The 14,292-nt window shown below is 69.9% G+C and carries 17 protein-coding genes; 13 read left to right on the forward strand and 4 right to left on the reverse strand.

Translation table 11 applies throughout. The annotated features are described in order from the left end of the window. Positions 1-182: 182 nt before the first annotated feature. Entirely contained in the window at positions 183-734 is a 552-nt protein-coding gene (locus FJ091_20255) for a carboxymuconolactone decarboxylase family protein (protein ID MBM4385687.1), read from the reverse strand. Positions 735-746: 12 nt separating this feature from the next. Then, on the reverse strand, positions 747-1,142 hold the full coding sequence (locus FJ091_20260; GenBank protein ID MBM4385688.1) for a hypothetical protein: 396 nt from the start codon (positions 1,140-1,142) through the stop codon (positions 747-749). 88 nt (positions 1,143-1,230) lie between these two features. Between FJ091_20260 and FJ091_20265 the strand changes: the two genes are divergently transcribed. The 4 genes from FJ091_20265 to FJ091_20280 all read left to right on the forward strand — a co-directional run bounded on the left by FJ091_20265 (position 1,231) and on the right by FJ091_20280 (position 4,559). Beyond that, positions 1,231-1,746, forward strand: a complete 516-nt coding sequence (locus FJ091_20265; protein MBM4385689.1) for an RNA polymerase sigma factor — start codon at positions 1,231-1,233, stop codon at positions 1,744-1,746. Beyond that, complete coding sequence (locus FJ091_20270) at positions 1,743-2,219, forward strand: hypothetical protein (protein MBM4385690.1); 477 nt, start codon at positions 1,743-1,745, stop codon at positions 2,217-2,219. Before FJ091_20265 ends, FJ091_20270 begins: the two co-directional genes overlap by 4 nt. Positions 2,220-2,409: 190 nt before the next feature. Beyond that, the gene (locus FJ091_20275; GenBank protein MBM4385691.1) at positions 2,410-3,582 is read left to right on the forward strand and encodes a DUF2961 domain-containing protein; all 1,173 of its coding nucleotides are present in this window, start codon (positions 2,410-2,412) and stop codon (positions 3,580-3,582) included. An 11-nt stretch (positions 3,583-3,593) separates the two neighbouring features. Then, a complete protein-coding gene (locus FJ091_20280) occupies positions 3,594-4,559 on the forward strand; it encodes an alpha/beta fold hydrolase (protein ID MBM4385692.1) in 966 nt (321 codons plus the stop codon). Here FJ091_20280 and FJ091_20285 read toward each other — a convergent pair. Beyond that, positions 4,556-6,121, reverse strand: coding sequence for an acyl--CoA ligase (locus FJ091_20285; protein ID MBM4385693.1), 1,566 nt, complete (start codon positions 6,119-6,121; stop codon positions 4,556-4,558). The genes FJ091_20280 and FJ091_20285 overlap by 4 nt on opposite strands. Before the next feature lie 111 nt (positions 6,122-6,232). Here FJ091_20285 and FJ091_20290 point away from each other — a divergent pair, with 111 nt between their 5' ends. The 7 genes from FJ091_20290 to FJ091_20320 all read left to right on the forward strand — a co-directional run bounded on the left by FJ091_20290 (position 6,233) and on the right by FJ091_20320 (position 12,054). After that, a complete protein-coding gene (locus FJ091_20290) occupies positions 6,233-7,420 on the forward strand; it encodes an amidohydrolase (GenBank protein MBM4385694.1) in 1,188 nt (395 codons plus the stop codon). Continuing rightward, a complete protein-coding gene (locus FJ091_20295) occupies positions 7,417-9,861 on the forward strand; it encodes a DUF3604 domain-containing protein (protein ID MBM4385695.1) in 2,445 nt (814 codons plus the stop codon). The genes FJ091_20290 and FJ091_20295 overlap by 4 nt, the downstream gene beginning before the upstream one ends. 57 nt (positions 9,862-9,918) lie before the next feature. Further along, complete coding sequence (locus FJ091_20300) at positions 9,919-10,338, forward strand: MAPEG family protein (protein ID MBM4385696.1); 420 nt, start codon at positions 9,919-9,921, stop codon at positions 10,336-10,338. Between the two features lie 139 nt (positions 10,339-10,477). Then, positions 10,478-10,831: a cupin domain-containing protein gene (locus tag FJ091_20305; GenBank protein MBM4385697.1), complete on the forward strand. Its 354-nt coding sequence runs from the start codon at positions 10,478-10,480 to the stop codon at positions 10,829-10,831. An 11-nt stretch (positions 10,832-10,842) separates the two neighbouring features. Next, on the forward strand, positions 10,843-11,301 hold the full coding sequence (locus FJ091_20310) for a heme-binding protein (GenBank protein ID MBM4385698.1): 459 nt from the start codon (positions 10,843-10,845) through the stop codon (positions 11,299-11,301). A gap of 12 nt (positions 11,302-11,313) precedes the next feature. Beyond that, positions 11,314-11,469, forward strand: coding sequence for a hypothetical protein (locus FJ091_20315; GenBank protein MBM4385699.1), 156 nt, complete (start codon positions 11,314-11,316; stop codon positions 11,467-11,469). Between the two features lie 183 nt (positions 11,470-11,652). Next, positions 11,653-12,054 (forward strand): hypothetical protein, encoded by a 402-nt coding sequence (locus tag FJ091_20320; protein MBM4385700.1) that lies wholly within the window; start codon positions 11,653-11,655, stop codon positions 12,052-12,054. A 7-nt stretch (positions 12,055-12,061) separates the two neighbouring features. On the opposite strand, the gene FJ091_20325 is transcribed toward FJ091_20320, so the two are convergent. Further along, the gene (locus FJ091_20325; GenBank protein MBM4385701.1) at positions 12,062-12,820 is read right to left on the reverse strand and encodes an SDR family oxidoreductase; all 759 of its coding nucleotides are present in this window, start codon (positions 12,818-12,820) and stop codon (positions 12,062-12,064) included. A gap of 46 nt (positions 12,821-12,866) precedes the next feature. Here FJ091_20325 and FJ091_20330 point away from each other — a divergent pair, with 46 nt between their 5' ends. Further along, positions 12,867-13,499 (forward strand): 2OG-Fe(II) oxygenase, encoded by a 633-nt coding sequence (locus FJ091_20330; GenBank protein ID MBM4385702.1) that lies wholly within the window; start codon positions 12,867-12,869, stop codon positions 13,497-13,499. A gap of 23 nt (positions 13,500-13,522) precedes the next feature. Beyond that, positions 13,523-14,095: an NAD(P)H-dependent oxidoreductase gene (locus FJ091_20335; GenBank protein MBM4385703.1), complete on the forward strand. Its 573-nt coding sequence runs from the start codon at positions 13,523-13,525 to the stop codon at positions 14,093-14,095. The last annotated feature ends 197 nt before the right edge of the window (positions 14,096-14,292 follow it).

The raw sequence follows: 14,292 nt of genomic DNA on the forward strand, positions 1-14,292 counted from the left end.
GATCCGCCTCGCGCAGGATCTTCACCATCTGCTCTTCCGAAAACCGGCTCTTCTTCACGGGGGGCTTCCTTTCGTCGGGAGCCATTCTCCCAGGAATCAGCTGGGCCGAGAAACCCAGATCAGGTCACACCGACTCCGAGGCATCACCGCGCCGCTGCAAGCGGTCTTGAAGCCACTCCTCGCTACGCCGCTCTTCGCGCGATCGCCTCGAGCCCATCGCTCTCCTCGATCCCCAGCGCCAGATTCATCCCGTTGTAGAAGTTCTCGATCGCGTTCAGCAGCACGAGCTCCGCGATCTCGCGTTCGTCGAAGTGAGCGCGCGTTTCGGCGAAGGTCGCGTCACTCACTTTCTTGGCGAGCGTCGCTTCTTCCACGAACGCGAGGGCGGCACGCTCGCGAGTGGTGAACGCGTGGCTCGCGCGCCACTCGTGGAGCGCGTCGAACTTCGCGATGCCGAGGTGCTCGCGGATGGCGTAGGCGCGCTTGATGTCTTGGCAGAACGCGCAGCCGTTCAGCTGCGCGACGCGCGTGGTCGCCAGCAGGCGCAGCTCACCGGGGAGCTTCGAGCCGAAGCGCTCGAAGAGCTGGAACGCGAGTGAGATGCGCCAGGCGGCGGGCACGCGGTTGTAGACGACCTGTGAGGGCGTGATCGAGCGGCCGAGCATGCGGCGGATCGCGGAGTCGAGCAGCTTGCCCAACAGGCTCGGCGGCTTCTCGATCGGTTCTAGGCGCATCGTGTCTCCTTGTTAGGCGCGCTCAGGCTCGCGAGAGCGCAGCGCGATCACGACGAGGATCGCGCTGGGCAGGTAGATCACGGGGAAGTCTTCGATCAGGTGGAAGGGCGGCAGCGCGCCGGTGAGCACGTCGAACACGTGGATCAAGGCGTGGCCGGCCTGGAAGAGCGCGGACATCGCGGCGAGCGGTGCGCGCCATGCCGGCGTGCGCGCGGCCCAGAGCGCGGCGATGCCGGAGGCGGCGTAGGCGACGCCGACGTCGCGCACGAGGTGCGGGTTGAAGGCGCCCGTCGCGGCGGCGACGCGCGCGAACCACGGCTCGGGCACGAAGAGCATCGTGAGTCCGTTCGCGACGAACGCGACGCCGAGAATCATCAGGGCCCACCACGTCGCCCCGCGCGCGTTCATGCTTCACTCCTTCGCGATGCCGCAGGACCCGCACACACCGAGGGGCGCGTCCGCCGCGAAAGGTTCCGCGGAACCTTTCGCGCCTGCGATTCCCCTCCAAGCAGTGGAGGAGCGGCAGCTCGTGGTGGAGGCGCAGCGCGGCGACGTGCTCGCGATGTCGCAGCTGATGGACGCGCTCGCGCCGTGGATCGCGCGCATCTGCGGCGGGATCGCGCTCGACCACGCCGATGACGCGGCGCAGGAGGCTCTCGTGCAGGTGTTTCGCGATCTCCGGGATCTGCGCGAACCCGCTGCGCTGCGCGGCTGGGCGCGGCGCATCGCGGTGCGCGAAGCAGTGCGTCACGCGCAGCGCGCGCGCAGCGAGGCCGCGCGCGGTGATGACACGAGCGCGCTGGTCTCCGAGGCGCGCGATCCCGGCGTCGCGCCCGACGTGCGCAGCGTGCTCGCGCAGCTCGCGCCCGAGCAGCGCGCGATTCTCGTGCTGCGCGATCTCGAGGGCCTCAGCGAAGACGAAGCTGCCGCGCAGCTCGGCGTCGCGAAGGGCACGGTGAAGTCGCGGCTCTTCCGCGCGCGCGAGGCGTTCGCGAAGCGGTGGGCGGAATGAGCGCCGAGGCGGAGCGACGCTGGCCGAGCGCGCGCGTTGGGAATGTCGCGCGGCTGCGCGCGATCGCTGCGGCGCGCCCGCATCTCGCGTACCGCGAGCGCGTGATCGACGCGCCCTTCGACGTGGTGTGGTCCGTGTTCGGCGATCTCGAGAACGGCGTGCCGCAGTTCGACACGTACGTGCGCTGGCTCCGCATCGAGTCGCGCGAAGGAGAACGCCTCACTCTGCGCTCGAACGCGCCCGTGATCGGCCCCGCGATGAAGTTCGAGGCGATCTACCGCGAGGGTTGGTGCGTGATGCGCTCGTTCGAGGGGGAGGTGGGGATGGCCGCGGATGCACTCGACGCGGGGCGCACGCGCGTCGCGCACGTCGAGGGCTCGCGCTGGCTCTGCGCGCTCGGGCGCTGGTGGTTCATGCGCACGATGGCCCGCGAGCTCGAGACGCTCGCGCGGCTGTGCGAGGCGCGACGTTGAGCGCTAGCGGCAGGAACCTGCCGAATCGCAGGTTCTGCGTCAGACGCCAGCACCGCGATTCCCTCGAGATCAGCAACTTGCGCGCCGAGCTGCGAGATAATCGCCAACTCAGCGTCAGACGCCGAGTTGGCGATTCTCTCCGGGAACGCCCACGTCTGCGCGAGAGTCGGGCTCCCCAGAGGAGCCGCCGATGTTCGAGCGCAGCGATCCGTCCCGCATCGATCTGACGCAGCCGATTCGCACGGTCTCGTTCGAGAATCCGAGCGGCGCGAAGGGCGCGGCGGCGACTGCGCACGGCGGAAGAAAGGGCGCGCCGTCGCGCATGATCGCGCCGGGCGAGCGCGTCGTGCTCGCGGACTTCGCGGGCCCCGGCTGCGTGCGGCACTTCTGGCTCACGCTGCCACCGATGCCGCCGCACGAGATGCGCGCGCCGATTCTCGAGATCTACTACGACGGCGCGCGCGAGCCGTCGGTGAGCGTGCCGGTGCTCGACTTTTTCGGCTGTCCGCTCGGCCGGCCCGTCGCGTTCGCATCGCTGTGGAACGCGACGCAGGAGGCGCGCGGCTTCAACTCGTGGCTGCCGCTCCCGTTCCGCCGCGCACTCCGCGTCGAGCTCGTGAACGCGAGCGCGCGCCGCTTCCCGCTCTACTACCAGCTCTCCCTAACAACCGGAGAGGTCGCGCCGGACGTGGGCCTCTTGCACGCGACGTTCCGCCGCGAGAACCCGACGCAGCTGAAGCGCGACTTCCACATCGCCGAGGGCCTGCGCGGCCCCGGTCGCTTCTTCGGCTGCAACGTCGGCATCCGCGTGCTGCCGGACGAAGGCTTCAGCTGGTACGGCGAGGGCGAGGTGAAGATGTTCCTCGATGGCGACCGCGAGCACCCGACGTGGTGCGGCACCGGGCTCGAGGATTACGTCGGCAGCGCGTGGGGCATGGGCGCGCACGCGACGCCGCTGCAGGGCGCGCCCCTGATCACACAGGCGCAGGGCGCGCCGATGCCGGAGTTCGTCTCGTTCTACCGCTGGCACGACCCCGACCCGATTTGCTTCGCGCGCGAGCTGCGCGTCACGCTCCAGCAGATCGGCGCCGTCGCGGTTCCGCGCGGGCAGACCGCGCTGCGCGAGCGCCTCGAACGCGAGGGCCGCGCCGCGGGTGGCGGCTTCTTTCCGCTGCGCGGCGCGCTCGAGGCGTTCGGCATCTGCGAGCGCCAAGACGACGTGTGCGCCACCGCGTTCCTCTACCTGCGCGATGCGCAGGAAGTGCCGCGCATCGACGCGCGAGCTGCGTGTGCGGATCTCGCTCGTAGGAGTTGGGAGGTCGCCAGTCCTTTCGAAGCGATGCTCGGGGCACTCACGCCCTGAGGAGACTCACCATGCGCGTCGCATGTCTGCTGATCAGCTTCGTCGTCACGTGGATCGCAGGAGAGGTATGCGCAGAAGCCCACGCGGGCTTCACGCAGAGCGCCCTCCGAATCCCACTCGCGACGGGCGGAACGCGTGTGACGCAGCTGTTCCTCTGGTACCCGACCACGGCACCACCTCAGGCGCACGACTATGGCGGGCAAGCCGGAGTGGTCGCGCCGAACGCACCGATCGCACCCGGCGCGCATCCGCTCCTGCTGTTCTCGCACGGTTATCTCGGAGCGGGAGACCAGAGCATCTTCCTCACCGAGGCCCTCGCGCGTGCGGGATACGTCGTCGCCGCGATCGATCACGCCGATGCTTCGCGGAGCTCTGGGCGACGGGAGCCCCCGAGCTTCGCGAACCCGGCGAGCTGGGATGATGCGAAGTTCCGCGACCGCGCGAACGACTTGCGTTTCCTCCTCGATCATCTGCTGGATCGCGCGCGCGACTCGCGGGATCCACTCGGCGCGCGAATCGACCCCGACCGAGTCGGCGCGGTCGGCCACTCGCTCGGTGGCTACACCTTGTTAGGGGTCGGCGGCGCCAGAGCGAGCTGGCGAGACGATCGCGTGCGCGCCCTCGCGCTGCTCTCGCCCTATGTCGCGCCGTTCGCAGGCCGCAAGTCGCTCGGCGTTCGAGCGCCGGTGATGCTTCAAGGCGGCACGCTCGACGTGTTCATCACGCCGTCGCTTCCGCACATCTACCGCCAGCTTTCCGCGCCGAAGTACTTCGCGACGCTGCGCGGCGAGAATCACTTCGGGTGGACGAACCTCGCCTGCCTCGGCCGCACCACGGTCGACTGCGCTCGGAGCGGAAACCCGCGCGAGATCGTCGCCCTCACGAGCGCGTTCTTCGATCGGCACTTGCGCGCGAAGCGCGCACCGCGACTCAACGAGAAGGGCAGCCTCGCGAGCTACCGAGCGAAGGTCCTTTAGCTCGTAGGCGCTGCGCGTCTCATCGCATCCGCCCGCAGCTCGCCCTTCGCGACTTTGCCGCCCGACGCGCGCGGCAGCGCACCCAGCACCACGAGGCGCTCGGGCCACCACTCGCGCGAGGTGCCGCGCGCCTCGAGGTGCTTCGTCAAATCCTCGAGCGTGAGCGACTCCCCTGCGCGCAGCTCGGCGTACACGCACACGCGCTCGCCGAACACCGCGTCGGGCCACGCGACCGCTGCGGCGAGCGCGATGGCGGGATGACTCGACACGGCGTCCTCGACCGCGGGGCCGCTGATGTTCTTGCCGCCGCGGATGATGAAGTCCGCGGTGCGGCCGACGATCGAGAAGTATCCGTCCGCGTCGAGCCGCGCGACGTCGCCCGTGAGCATCCAGCCGTCGCGCGTGTAGAGCTTCGCGTTCGCGGCGACGTCGTCGTAATAACCGCGGCACGCGAGCGGCCCGCGGCACGCGGGGATGCCGTGGCCGCTCGCGGTCACGTCTTCACCGGCGTCGTTGCACAGGCGCACGCGCATCGAGTCGATCAGGCGGCCTGCGGTCGTGAGGCGCTTCTCCTGCGAATCCCGCGTGGTCGTGCGCGAGAGCGCGCCCGTCTCGTTCGAGCCGTAGAACTGGAGCACGAGCGAGCCCGTGCGCTGCTCCCACTCGAGCGCGCGTTCATAGGGCACGGCCTCGCCGCCGGTGTAGAGCGCGCGCAGCGAGGAGAGGTCGGTGCGATCGAGCGCCGGCGAGTTCAGCATCATGATGAACTGCGTCGAGACCGCGGCGAGGACCGTCACGCGGTGGCGCTCGATCGCAGCGAGCGCGGCTTCGGGCGTGAACTTCTCGAGCACGACGCAGGGCGCGCCGAGCGCGGTGGGCGTGAAGTGCGCGGTCCAGAGGCCGAAGCCGAACGGCGCGGGCAGCACGGAAAAGAACACGTCGCGCGGCGTCATCTCGCCGGATTCGACGGCGAGCTCGTGGAAGTGGAACCAGCGCGCCTGGTGGTGGGTCACGCACTTCGGAAGGCCGGTGGTGCCAGACGTCGAGTTGAGCAGGAACAGGTCCTCGGCGCCGAGCCGCCGCGACGCGAGGTCCGCGGCGCTCACGCTTGTGCGAGGCGCGGCGGCATAACAAGTATCGCCCGCATCGAGCTGCGCCTCCGCGACGACGTGCTCGCGCAGCGGCAGCCCGGAGTCGCGCAGCTCGGCGAACAGCGCGCGAAGATCGAGCTCGCGCATCGACGCGCGCGACACGAGCGCTGCGGCACCGCTCTTCGCGACGAGGTGCCGAATCTCCTCGCGCCCCGCGCGCGGGCCGATGCCCATCACGACGAGCCCGGCCTTCTCACAGCCTACGAACGCGACGTGCACGCCCGGCCCATCCGGGAGCACCACCGCGACGCGCTCGCCAGGTGTTAGGCCGAGCGCCGCGAGGTGCTCCGCGAAGCGATCGCTGCGCTCCGCGTACTCGCGCCAAGTGAGCGAGCCCGCGTCGCCGAGGAACGCCGGTGCATCGGGCTGCGTGCGGGCGAGAGCGTCGATGCGCGTGGCGAGCGTCTGCATGAGGCGCGGGAGAGTTGCATAACTCCAGCGCCGCTGACTTACGCAAGAACGTCCCCAACTCCGAGTTACGCAATTCGCGCCTATGCCAGAATGCGCGCTCTCGGAGGCGCCATGCACGATCTTGCCGCTTTGCTCGATGCCGCGAAGAAACTGAACTCCGACGTGACGGCGCTACGGCGCGCGATTCACGCGGAGCCCGAGCTCGGGCTCGAGAACACCGCGACGCGCGCGAAGCTGCTCGCGTCGCTCGCGGGCCTGCCGCTCGAGATCGCGCAGCACGCGAAGTCGTCGGGCGTGGTGGCGACGCTGCGCGGCGCGAAGCCGGGCCGGCGCATCTTGTTACGGGCCGACACCGACGCGCTGCCGATGCCTGAGGACAACGACCTGCCGTTTCGCTCGCAGCGCCCGAACACGATGCACGCCTGCGGCCACGACGCGCACACCGCCATGCTCGCCGGCGCCGCGCGCCTGCTCGCGGCGCAGCGCCACGCCTTCGAGGGCGAGGTCGTGTTCATGTTCCAGCCCGGCGAAGAGGGCTACGCCGGCGCGAAGGTGATGCTCGACGAGGGCATGCCCGAAACCGACGGCGCGTTCGCCATCCACATCACGCCGCTGATTCCGAGCGGCATGATCGGCACGCGCTCCGGCGCGCTGCTCGCCTCCGCGGACTTCTTCACGATCACGATGAAGGGGAAGGGCGGGCACGGCTCGATGCCGCACGACTGCCGAGACCCGATTCCGGCCGCGGGCGAGTTCGCGACCGCGATTCAGACGTTCGTGACGCGCGAGATTCCCGTCTCCGATCCCGTCGTGATCACCGTGACGCGCATCGTGGGCGGCACGACCACGAACGTGATTCCGGAGACGGTGGAGCTGCAGGGCACGATCCGCGCGCTCTCGGAGCGCTCGCGCGCGAAGGCGCACGCGGGCCTCGAGCGCGTGGCGAAAGGCATCGCGGCGGCGCACGGCGTCGAGGCGATCGTGCAGCTGAACGCGGGCTACCCCGTCACGGTCAACGACGCGAAGTTCGAGGACTTCTCGCGCGGCGTGGCGCGCGACTTGTTGGGCGAACGCGGCGTGATCGAGTTCGACGCGCCGGTGATGGGCGCCGAGGACTTCTCGTACGTGCTTCAGCGCACGCCGGGCTCGATGGTGTTCCTCGGCCTGCGCCCGCAAGATCCATCGCTCGCCGCGCCGTGCCATTCGAACCGCATGCAGATCGACGAAGACGGCATGGCCTTCGGCGTGGCGCTGCACGCCGCCGTCGCGCTGCGCTTCCTCGGCGGCGCTCCGCTGTGATTCGCGCGCGCCTGCTGCTCGCGGGCGCAATTTTGCTCGCACTCGCGGGCGTCGTCCTCGCGCTCGGCCGCGGCGTGTTCGGCGAGCACGTGGGCGCCGGCGAGATCGCGGGCGCAGCGCTGCCCGCCGAGGTCGTTGCGGGCCGCGCCGCGGAGCAGCGCGGCGCGATCGAGCGCCTGTTCGCACCGGCACCGCCAGACGCCGAGGCGTCGCCGAAGCAGGAGCAGTACGGCGGTGATCTCGGCGGCGTGAGCGCGGATCCTGCCGCGCTGCCGGAGAAGTCGATCCTGTTCGGCGATCTGCACGTTCACACCGCCGTCTCGATGGACGCGTTCCTGATGAGCCTGCCGATCGCGGGCGGCGAGGGCGCGCATCCGGCGGCCGATGCCTGCGACTTCGCGCGCTACTGCTCGGCGCTCGACTTCTGGTCGCTGAACGACCACGCGGAGGCGATCACGCCGCAGCTTTGGCAGGAGAGCGTCGAGTCGATCCGCCAGTGCAACGCGGTGGCGAGCGACCCCAACAACCCCGACGTCGTGAGCTATCTCGGCTGGGAGTGGACGCAGGTCGGCGCGACGCCGGAGACGCACTGGGGCCATCGCAACGTGATCCTGCGCGACCTCGCGGACGACGCGATTCCCGCGCGCCCGATCGCCGCGGCGAGCAACCGCGTCGGCGGGATCGGCAGCGCGAACGTGTTCGCTCGCGGCGCGCTCGTGGCTTCGCGCGTGCACGATGGCGCGGCGCACGACTTCGCGCGCAAGATCACGGAGCTGCAAGACACGCCGCGCTGCGCCGAGGGCGTCGCCACCCGAGAGCTGCCGCGCGACTGCATGGAGAGCGCCGCGACGCCGGGCGAGCTGATGGCGAAGCTGCGCGAGTGGGAGAGCGCGGCGCTCGTGATTCCGCATGGCACGGCGTGGGGCTGGACGGCGTCGCCGCTCGCGACGTGGGAGACGCAGCTTGGTGACGATGCGCACGACGAGCAGCAGCGCTTGATCGAGGTGTACAGCGGCCACGGCAACTCCGAGGAGTACCGCGCGTGGCGCCCGCTCGTGCGCGATGCGAACGGCGAGCCTGCGTGTCCGCTCCCGACGAAGGACTACGTGCCGCTGTGTTGGCGCGCGGGCGAGATCATCGAGCAGCGCTGCCTGACGAACGGGGCTGAGGCGAAGGAGTGCGCGGAGCGCGCGGAGCTCGCGCGCGCCGAGTACGCGAAGGCCTCCGGCGGCGCAGCGGAGCGCGGCACGGCGGACGCGACCGTGCCGCTCGCGGGCGGCGCCGACTGGCGCGATGCTGGGCAGTGCCGGGACTGCTTCCTGCCCGCGCTGCAGCTGCGCCCGCTGCTCAGCGTGCAGGTCGCGCTCGCGCTCACGAGCTTCCGCGACCCTAACAAGCCGTGGCGCTACCGCTTCGGCTTCATCGCCGCGAGCGACGTGCACAGCGCGAGGCCCGGCACGGGCTACAAGGAGTTCGCGCGCCAGCGCATGGTCGACGGCCAGCTCGATGGCCTCGCGCGCGACGCGTGGACCGCGCCCGCGAGGCTGCCCGATCGTGCGGTCGCAGCGAGTCAGGCGAAGCCACGCGGCCTGTTCGATCTGGGCGAGGGCCCGCCCGACGACCGCACCGGCAGCATGCTCTTCACCGGCGGGCTCGTTGCCGCGCACTCCGCCTCGCGCGAACGCGGCGCGATCTGGGACGCGATGCAGCGGCGCGAGGTGTACGGGACGAGCGGCCAGCGCACGCTGCTCTGGTTCGATCTCGTGAACGCGCCCGGCGGCGCCGTGTTGCCGATGGGCAGCGAGACGCAGCTGCGCTTCGCGCCGCACTTCCGCGTGCGCGCGATCGGCTCGCCGAAGCAAGCGCCGGGCTGCCCGGACTTCGCTGCGAGCGGGCTGCCCGCCGAGCGCCTCCGGCGACTCTGTCTCGGCGAGTGCTTCAACCCCACCGGCGAGCGCCATCTCGTGACGCGCATCGAGGTCGTGCGCATTCGCCCCCAACAAGTTGCCGGCGAGCCCGTCGACGACCTGATCGAGGATCCGTGGCGCGTGTTCCAGTGCGAGCCGAGCGCCGCCGGCTGCACGGTCGAGTTCGCGGACGACGAGTTCGCCGTGCGCGCACGCGACGCGGTTTATTACGTGCGCGCGATCGAGGAGCCGACTCCCGCAGTGAACGGCGCCGGCCTCGCGTGCACGCGCGACGCGAAGGGCGAGTGCATCGCGATCGAAGCGGCGCCCAAGGGCGCCGAGGACGATCGCCTCGCGCTCGTCGAGGAGCGCGCGTGGTCGAGCCCGATCTACGTCGACTACGTCGCCGCGAGCGCGAGCGAGGAAGCTGCGGCGCCGCCCGGGTCCACGAGCTCAGCGGACGCCGCACCGCGCGCGCGCACCGCACCCACAGAAGAAGACACGGGCTGGAGCGAGCCCGCGTTCGAGAACTGACCCCCGATCATTCCGGCCGGGCCAAAATGTCCGCCCCACTCGACTCGAGGAGGTTCGATGTCCGATCACGGCCTGATTGCCCCGGTTCTCGTGCTCGTCGCGTGGACGTGCGTGATGTGGTTCTGGATGTACGCGACGCGAGTTCCTGCGATGCGCAAAGCGAACATCGACATGGAGGAGCTGCGGCGAACGGGCGCGCCGCTCGTGCTGCCCGCCGAGGTCGCGCGCGTCGCCGACAACTACAACCACCTGCACGAGCAGCCGACGATCTTCTATGCGCTCGCGCTCGCCGCGCAGCTCGCGGGCGCCGCCGACGTCACGAACGTCGCGCTCGCGTGGGCTTACGTCGCACTGCGCGTCGTGCACTCGTTCGTACAGGCCACGCAGAACCTGATCCCGCTGCGCTTCGCCGTGTTCGCGCTGGCGTCGTTCACGCTGATGGCGCTGCTGGTGCGGACGCTCGCGGCGGTGCTGTGAAGAACGAAGAATCGAGGGGTCAGCGTCAGACGCTCGCCCCTCGATTCCTCGGAGTCGCGGAGTTGCGCAGGAAGTTGCGAGAGAATCGGCAACTCGGCGTCAGACGCCTTCTCCTCGATTCCGGCTTGGGAGGCTCTCCATGACCAACCCCGACACCCGCCCGCTCGGCGACGTTGCGAACAGGCTGCTCTTCGAGAACGAGCTCGTGCGCGTTTGGGAGATGAACCTCGCGCCCGGCGAGCGCAGCGACCGGCATCGGCACGAGCTGCCGTACTTGCTGTGCATCCTCGAGGGCTCGCGCATCGACGCCGAGGTCGCGGGGCGAGGCAACGTGGAGATCCCGGTCCAGCCCGGCGCCGTGTTCTTCGTTCCCCCCGGCGCGACCGAGACCGCCGTCAACAACAGCCGCGATCACTTTCGTGAGATCCTGATCGAGCTGAAGCAGCCGGCCACGGCGCCCGTGAAGCTCGCGGTCGCGAACGCACCCCGCTGAAAGGAGCCCCCATGCGCATCACCGAAGACGGTCCGAGGACGCTCAGCGCCGAAGCCGCGTGGACGCTGTGTAAAGCGACGATCGACAAGGCGAACGAGCTCGGCCTGAACATGGTCGTCGCCGTGTGCGATCCCGGCGGCAACCTGCTCGCGTTGTTACGGAGCCCGCGCGCCTTCCTCGTCTCGATCGGCGTCGCGCAGGACAAGGCGTTCACCTGCGCCCAGTTCGCGTGCATGCCCACCGACAAGGTGAACGAGATGATCACGCGCAGCGGCGAGACCGTGCGCCTCGGCGTGATGGTGCGCCCGCGCATGGTCACCTTCGGCGGCGGCGTGCCGGTGATCGTGGACGGCGCGCCCGTCGCCGCGCTGGGTGTCTCGGGCGGATCCGAAGCCGACGACCTCGCGTGTGTGCGCGCAGGGCTCGCGGCGATCGGAGCGGACACGAGCGTAGGGGCGGAGACGGAGTAGGGAGCACAAGAAATGGATCAGTTTGAGACGACGAAGAGCGGCGTGAAAGTCGCGAAGGACTTCCGCTCGAACCTCATCATCGATCGTTATGCCCCTGCCTTTGCTCAGATGCGCGCGAGCAAACGCGAAGACATGAGGAGCGAGAACAGCGAGGATGCATTGACCTGAAACGTCTTTCGCTCGCTTCGCCAGCTGAACCCCCAGAGTTGGGTTCGTGATCTTGCTGGCCTTTGCAGCCCGAGCATTTCGCTCGATGCATTCGAGGGCGCTTCAGTCCGCCTCTGGCAGCAAGTCCGTCCACCTCTCGCTCTTCTCGCGGGAGGAGACGAAGGGCCTTCGGAGGTTGACGTTGTGATCGAGTCGGAGAACTGGGTCTGGTTCGTCGAAGCAAAGTTCAAGAGCGACATCTCGAAGCGGACGACAACGCGAGAGACGCGTGACCAGATTCTCCGGAATCTCGACGTCGGATCGAACTATGCGGGAGTGCGTCCTTTCCATTTCACACTGCTTCTTACCGATACGGGCCGGAGTAAGCTCGGTGTCGACAAGGTTCGCGAGTATCAGGATCTGAATCGTGTCCGGCGGCTGTTGCCGCATCGAGCTGATCAAGCCAGAAACCTTGCATCGGTGACCCTTCTCGAGTGGCGATCTATCGGGGCGCTTCTCGAGCGCGCCTCGCAGGCGGAGGATCCGTACGAGAAGCTCGTCTCGACGCGGGCGCTCGAGTGGATGCGCAAGAAGGGCCTCGCCTAGCTCCGCCTCACGTCCCGCCGGTCACCATCAGCACCGTGCCCGTAACAAATGAGCTCGCGCGGCTCGCGAGGTAGACGACGCTGCCGGCGATCTCGTCCGGGTCGGCGATGCGCTTCTGCAGCGAGAGGTTCGCGCTGCCTTCGAGGAAGCCGGGCGTCTGCGCGGCGCCCTTCATCATGTCCGTCATGAACGAGCCCGGCGCGAGCGCGTTTACGCGGATTCCCTGCGCGGCCCACTCGGCGGCCATCACGCGCGTGAGGTTCACGAGCGCGGCTTTGCCCGAGGTGTAGGCCGACATCGCGGGGATGTAGATGAACGCGCCCACGGTGACGACGTTGATGATCGAGCCTCCGACGTTCGCAGCCATGATCGGCGCAACGAGCTGCGCGAGGCGCAGCGGACCCTTCACGTTCACCGCGTGCAGCTTGTCCCAATACTCCTGCGTCATCTGCGCGACGGGCGTCGGCACGGGATTGATGCCAGCGTTGTTCACGAGCACGTCGATGCGGCCGAAGCGTGCGCGCACGCGCTCGACGAGCGCGGGCAGCTCCTCCCAGCTCGCGACGTGGCCCGGCGCTGCGAACGCCTCGCGCCCGCTCGCGGCGCTGATCTCTTGCGCCGCGCGTTCGCACGCCTCGGGCTTGCGGCCGTTCACCGCCACGTTCGCACCCGCGCGCGCGAGGCCCTCCGCCGCGGCGCGCCCGAGCCCGCGCGTCGCGCCTGTCACGAGCGCGACTTTTCCGGTGAGATCGAAGACGTCCAGCATGTGCACTCCTTGCCGCGAGATCGCGAAGCGGCGGATGCTATGTGCGATGGACGACGCGCGCGCGAGCGAAGTGCAGGAAGAGATCTGCGCCGCGCTCGCATCGCGCGGCTTCGCGATCGCGCAGGTCTTTCTCTCGCGCGAGGAAGTGCTCGCGCTGCGTGAAGGCGGCGAGCGCCGCCGCGCAGCGGGCGAGTTTCACGCGGCGCGTATCGGCCGCGGAGCGAGCGCGCAGCGCGAGGCCGCGGTTCGCGGCGACGAGATCTGCTGGCTGGATGCCGCGAGCGCGACGGCGCCGGAGCGCGCGCTGCTCGCGCTCCTCGATGCGCTGCGCCTCGCGCTGAACCGCGAGCTCTTCCTCGGTCTCGCGGAGCTGGAGGCGCACTTCGCTCGTTATGCCCCTGGCGCCGGCTACGCGCGCCATCTCGATCGCTTCCGCGACGACGACGCGCGCGCGATCTCGCTCGTGCTCTACCTGAACGACGCTTGGCGCGACGAGGACGGCGGCGCGCTGCGCATCTTCGCGAGTGCGGGCGCACAGGAGCCCGCGTGCGAAGTGCTTCCGCGCGGCGGCACGCTCGTCGCGATGCGCAGCGACGCGATCGCGCACGAAGTCGCGCCGGCGCGCGCGGAGCGCTGGAGCATCGCGGGCTGGCTGCGCAGGCGCGAAGTCGCGCGATAGCCTGCGCGCCCTCGGAGGCAGACATGGCGCGCGTGCTCGCGTTCTCAGGCAGTGGCCGCGGCGATTCGTTCAACAAGAAGCTGCTCGCGCTCGCAGCGCGCGGCGCGAGCGAAGCGGGAGCGTCCGTAACAACCATCGAGCTGCGCGACTTCGCGCTGCCGCTCTACGACGGCGACCTCGAAACGCGCGAGTACCCCGCCGGCGCCGCGCAGCTGCGCGAGCTGCTCGCCGCGCACGATGCGCTGCTGCTCGCGTGTCCCGAGTACAACGGCGGGATTGCGCCCTTGCTCAAGAACACGCTTGACTGGATGACGCGTGCGCCGGGCGGGAAGGCCGACCCGCGCGTGTTCGCGGGGAGGACCGCCGCAATCTGCTCGGCCGCTGCGGGTCCCTTCGGCGGAATGCGCGGTCTGCGCTGGGCGCGCGAGCTGCTGACCAACCTGGGCGTGCTCGTGCTGCCCGATCAGGTCACCGTGGGCAGCGCGTTCAAGGCGTTCGACGCGAACGGCGAGCTGGTCGAGGAGTGGCAGCGCAAGGCAGCGGCCGCCCTCGGCGCGGATCTCGCGAAGCTCGCGGATGCGCGCGGCGTGAAGTGACGGGGCGCCCGCGAGAGTGTGGCGCTCGATGACGAGGTGAGTGTTGCGTGGAGTGCAGTGCGTCGGAGGTGCGATCCGCGTCGTCGAGGCGCCTGCGCCACGCGGCGACGGGGTGCGCGTGCGCATTCGCAGCGCGGGCATCTGCGGATCGGACTTGCACTTGATCTCGCCCGCGAGCCCGATCGGGCAGCCCACGA

Source organism: Deltaproteobacteria bacterium (genome assembly GCA_016875395.1).
Taxonomy (GTDB): domain Bacteria; phylum Myxococcota_A; class UBA9160; order UBA9160; family UBA6930; genus VGRF01.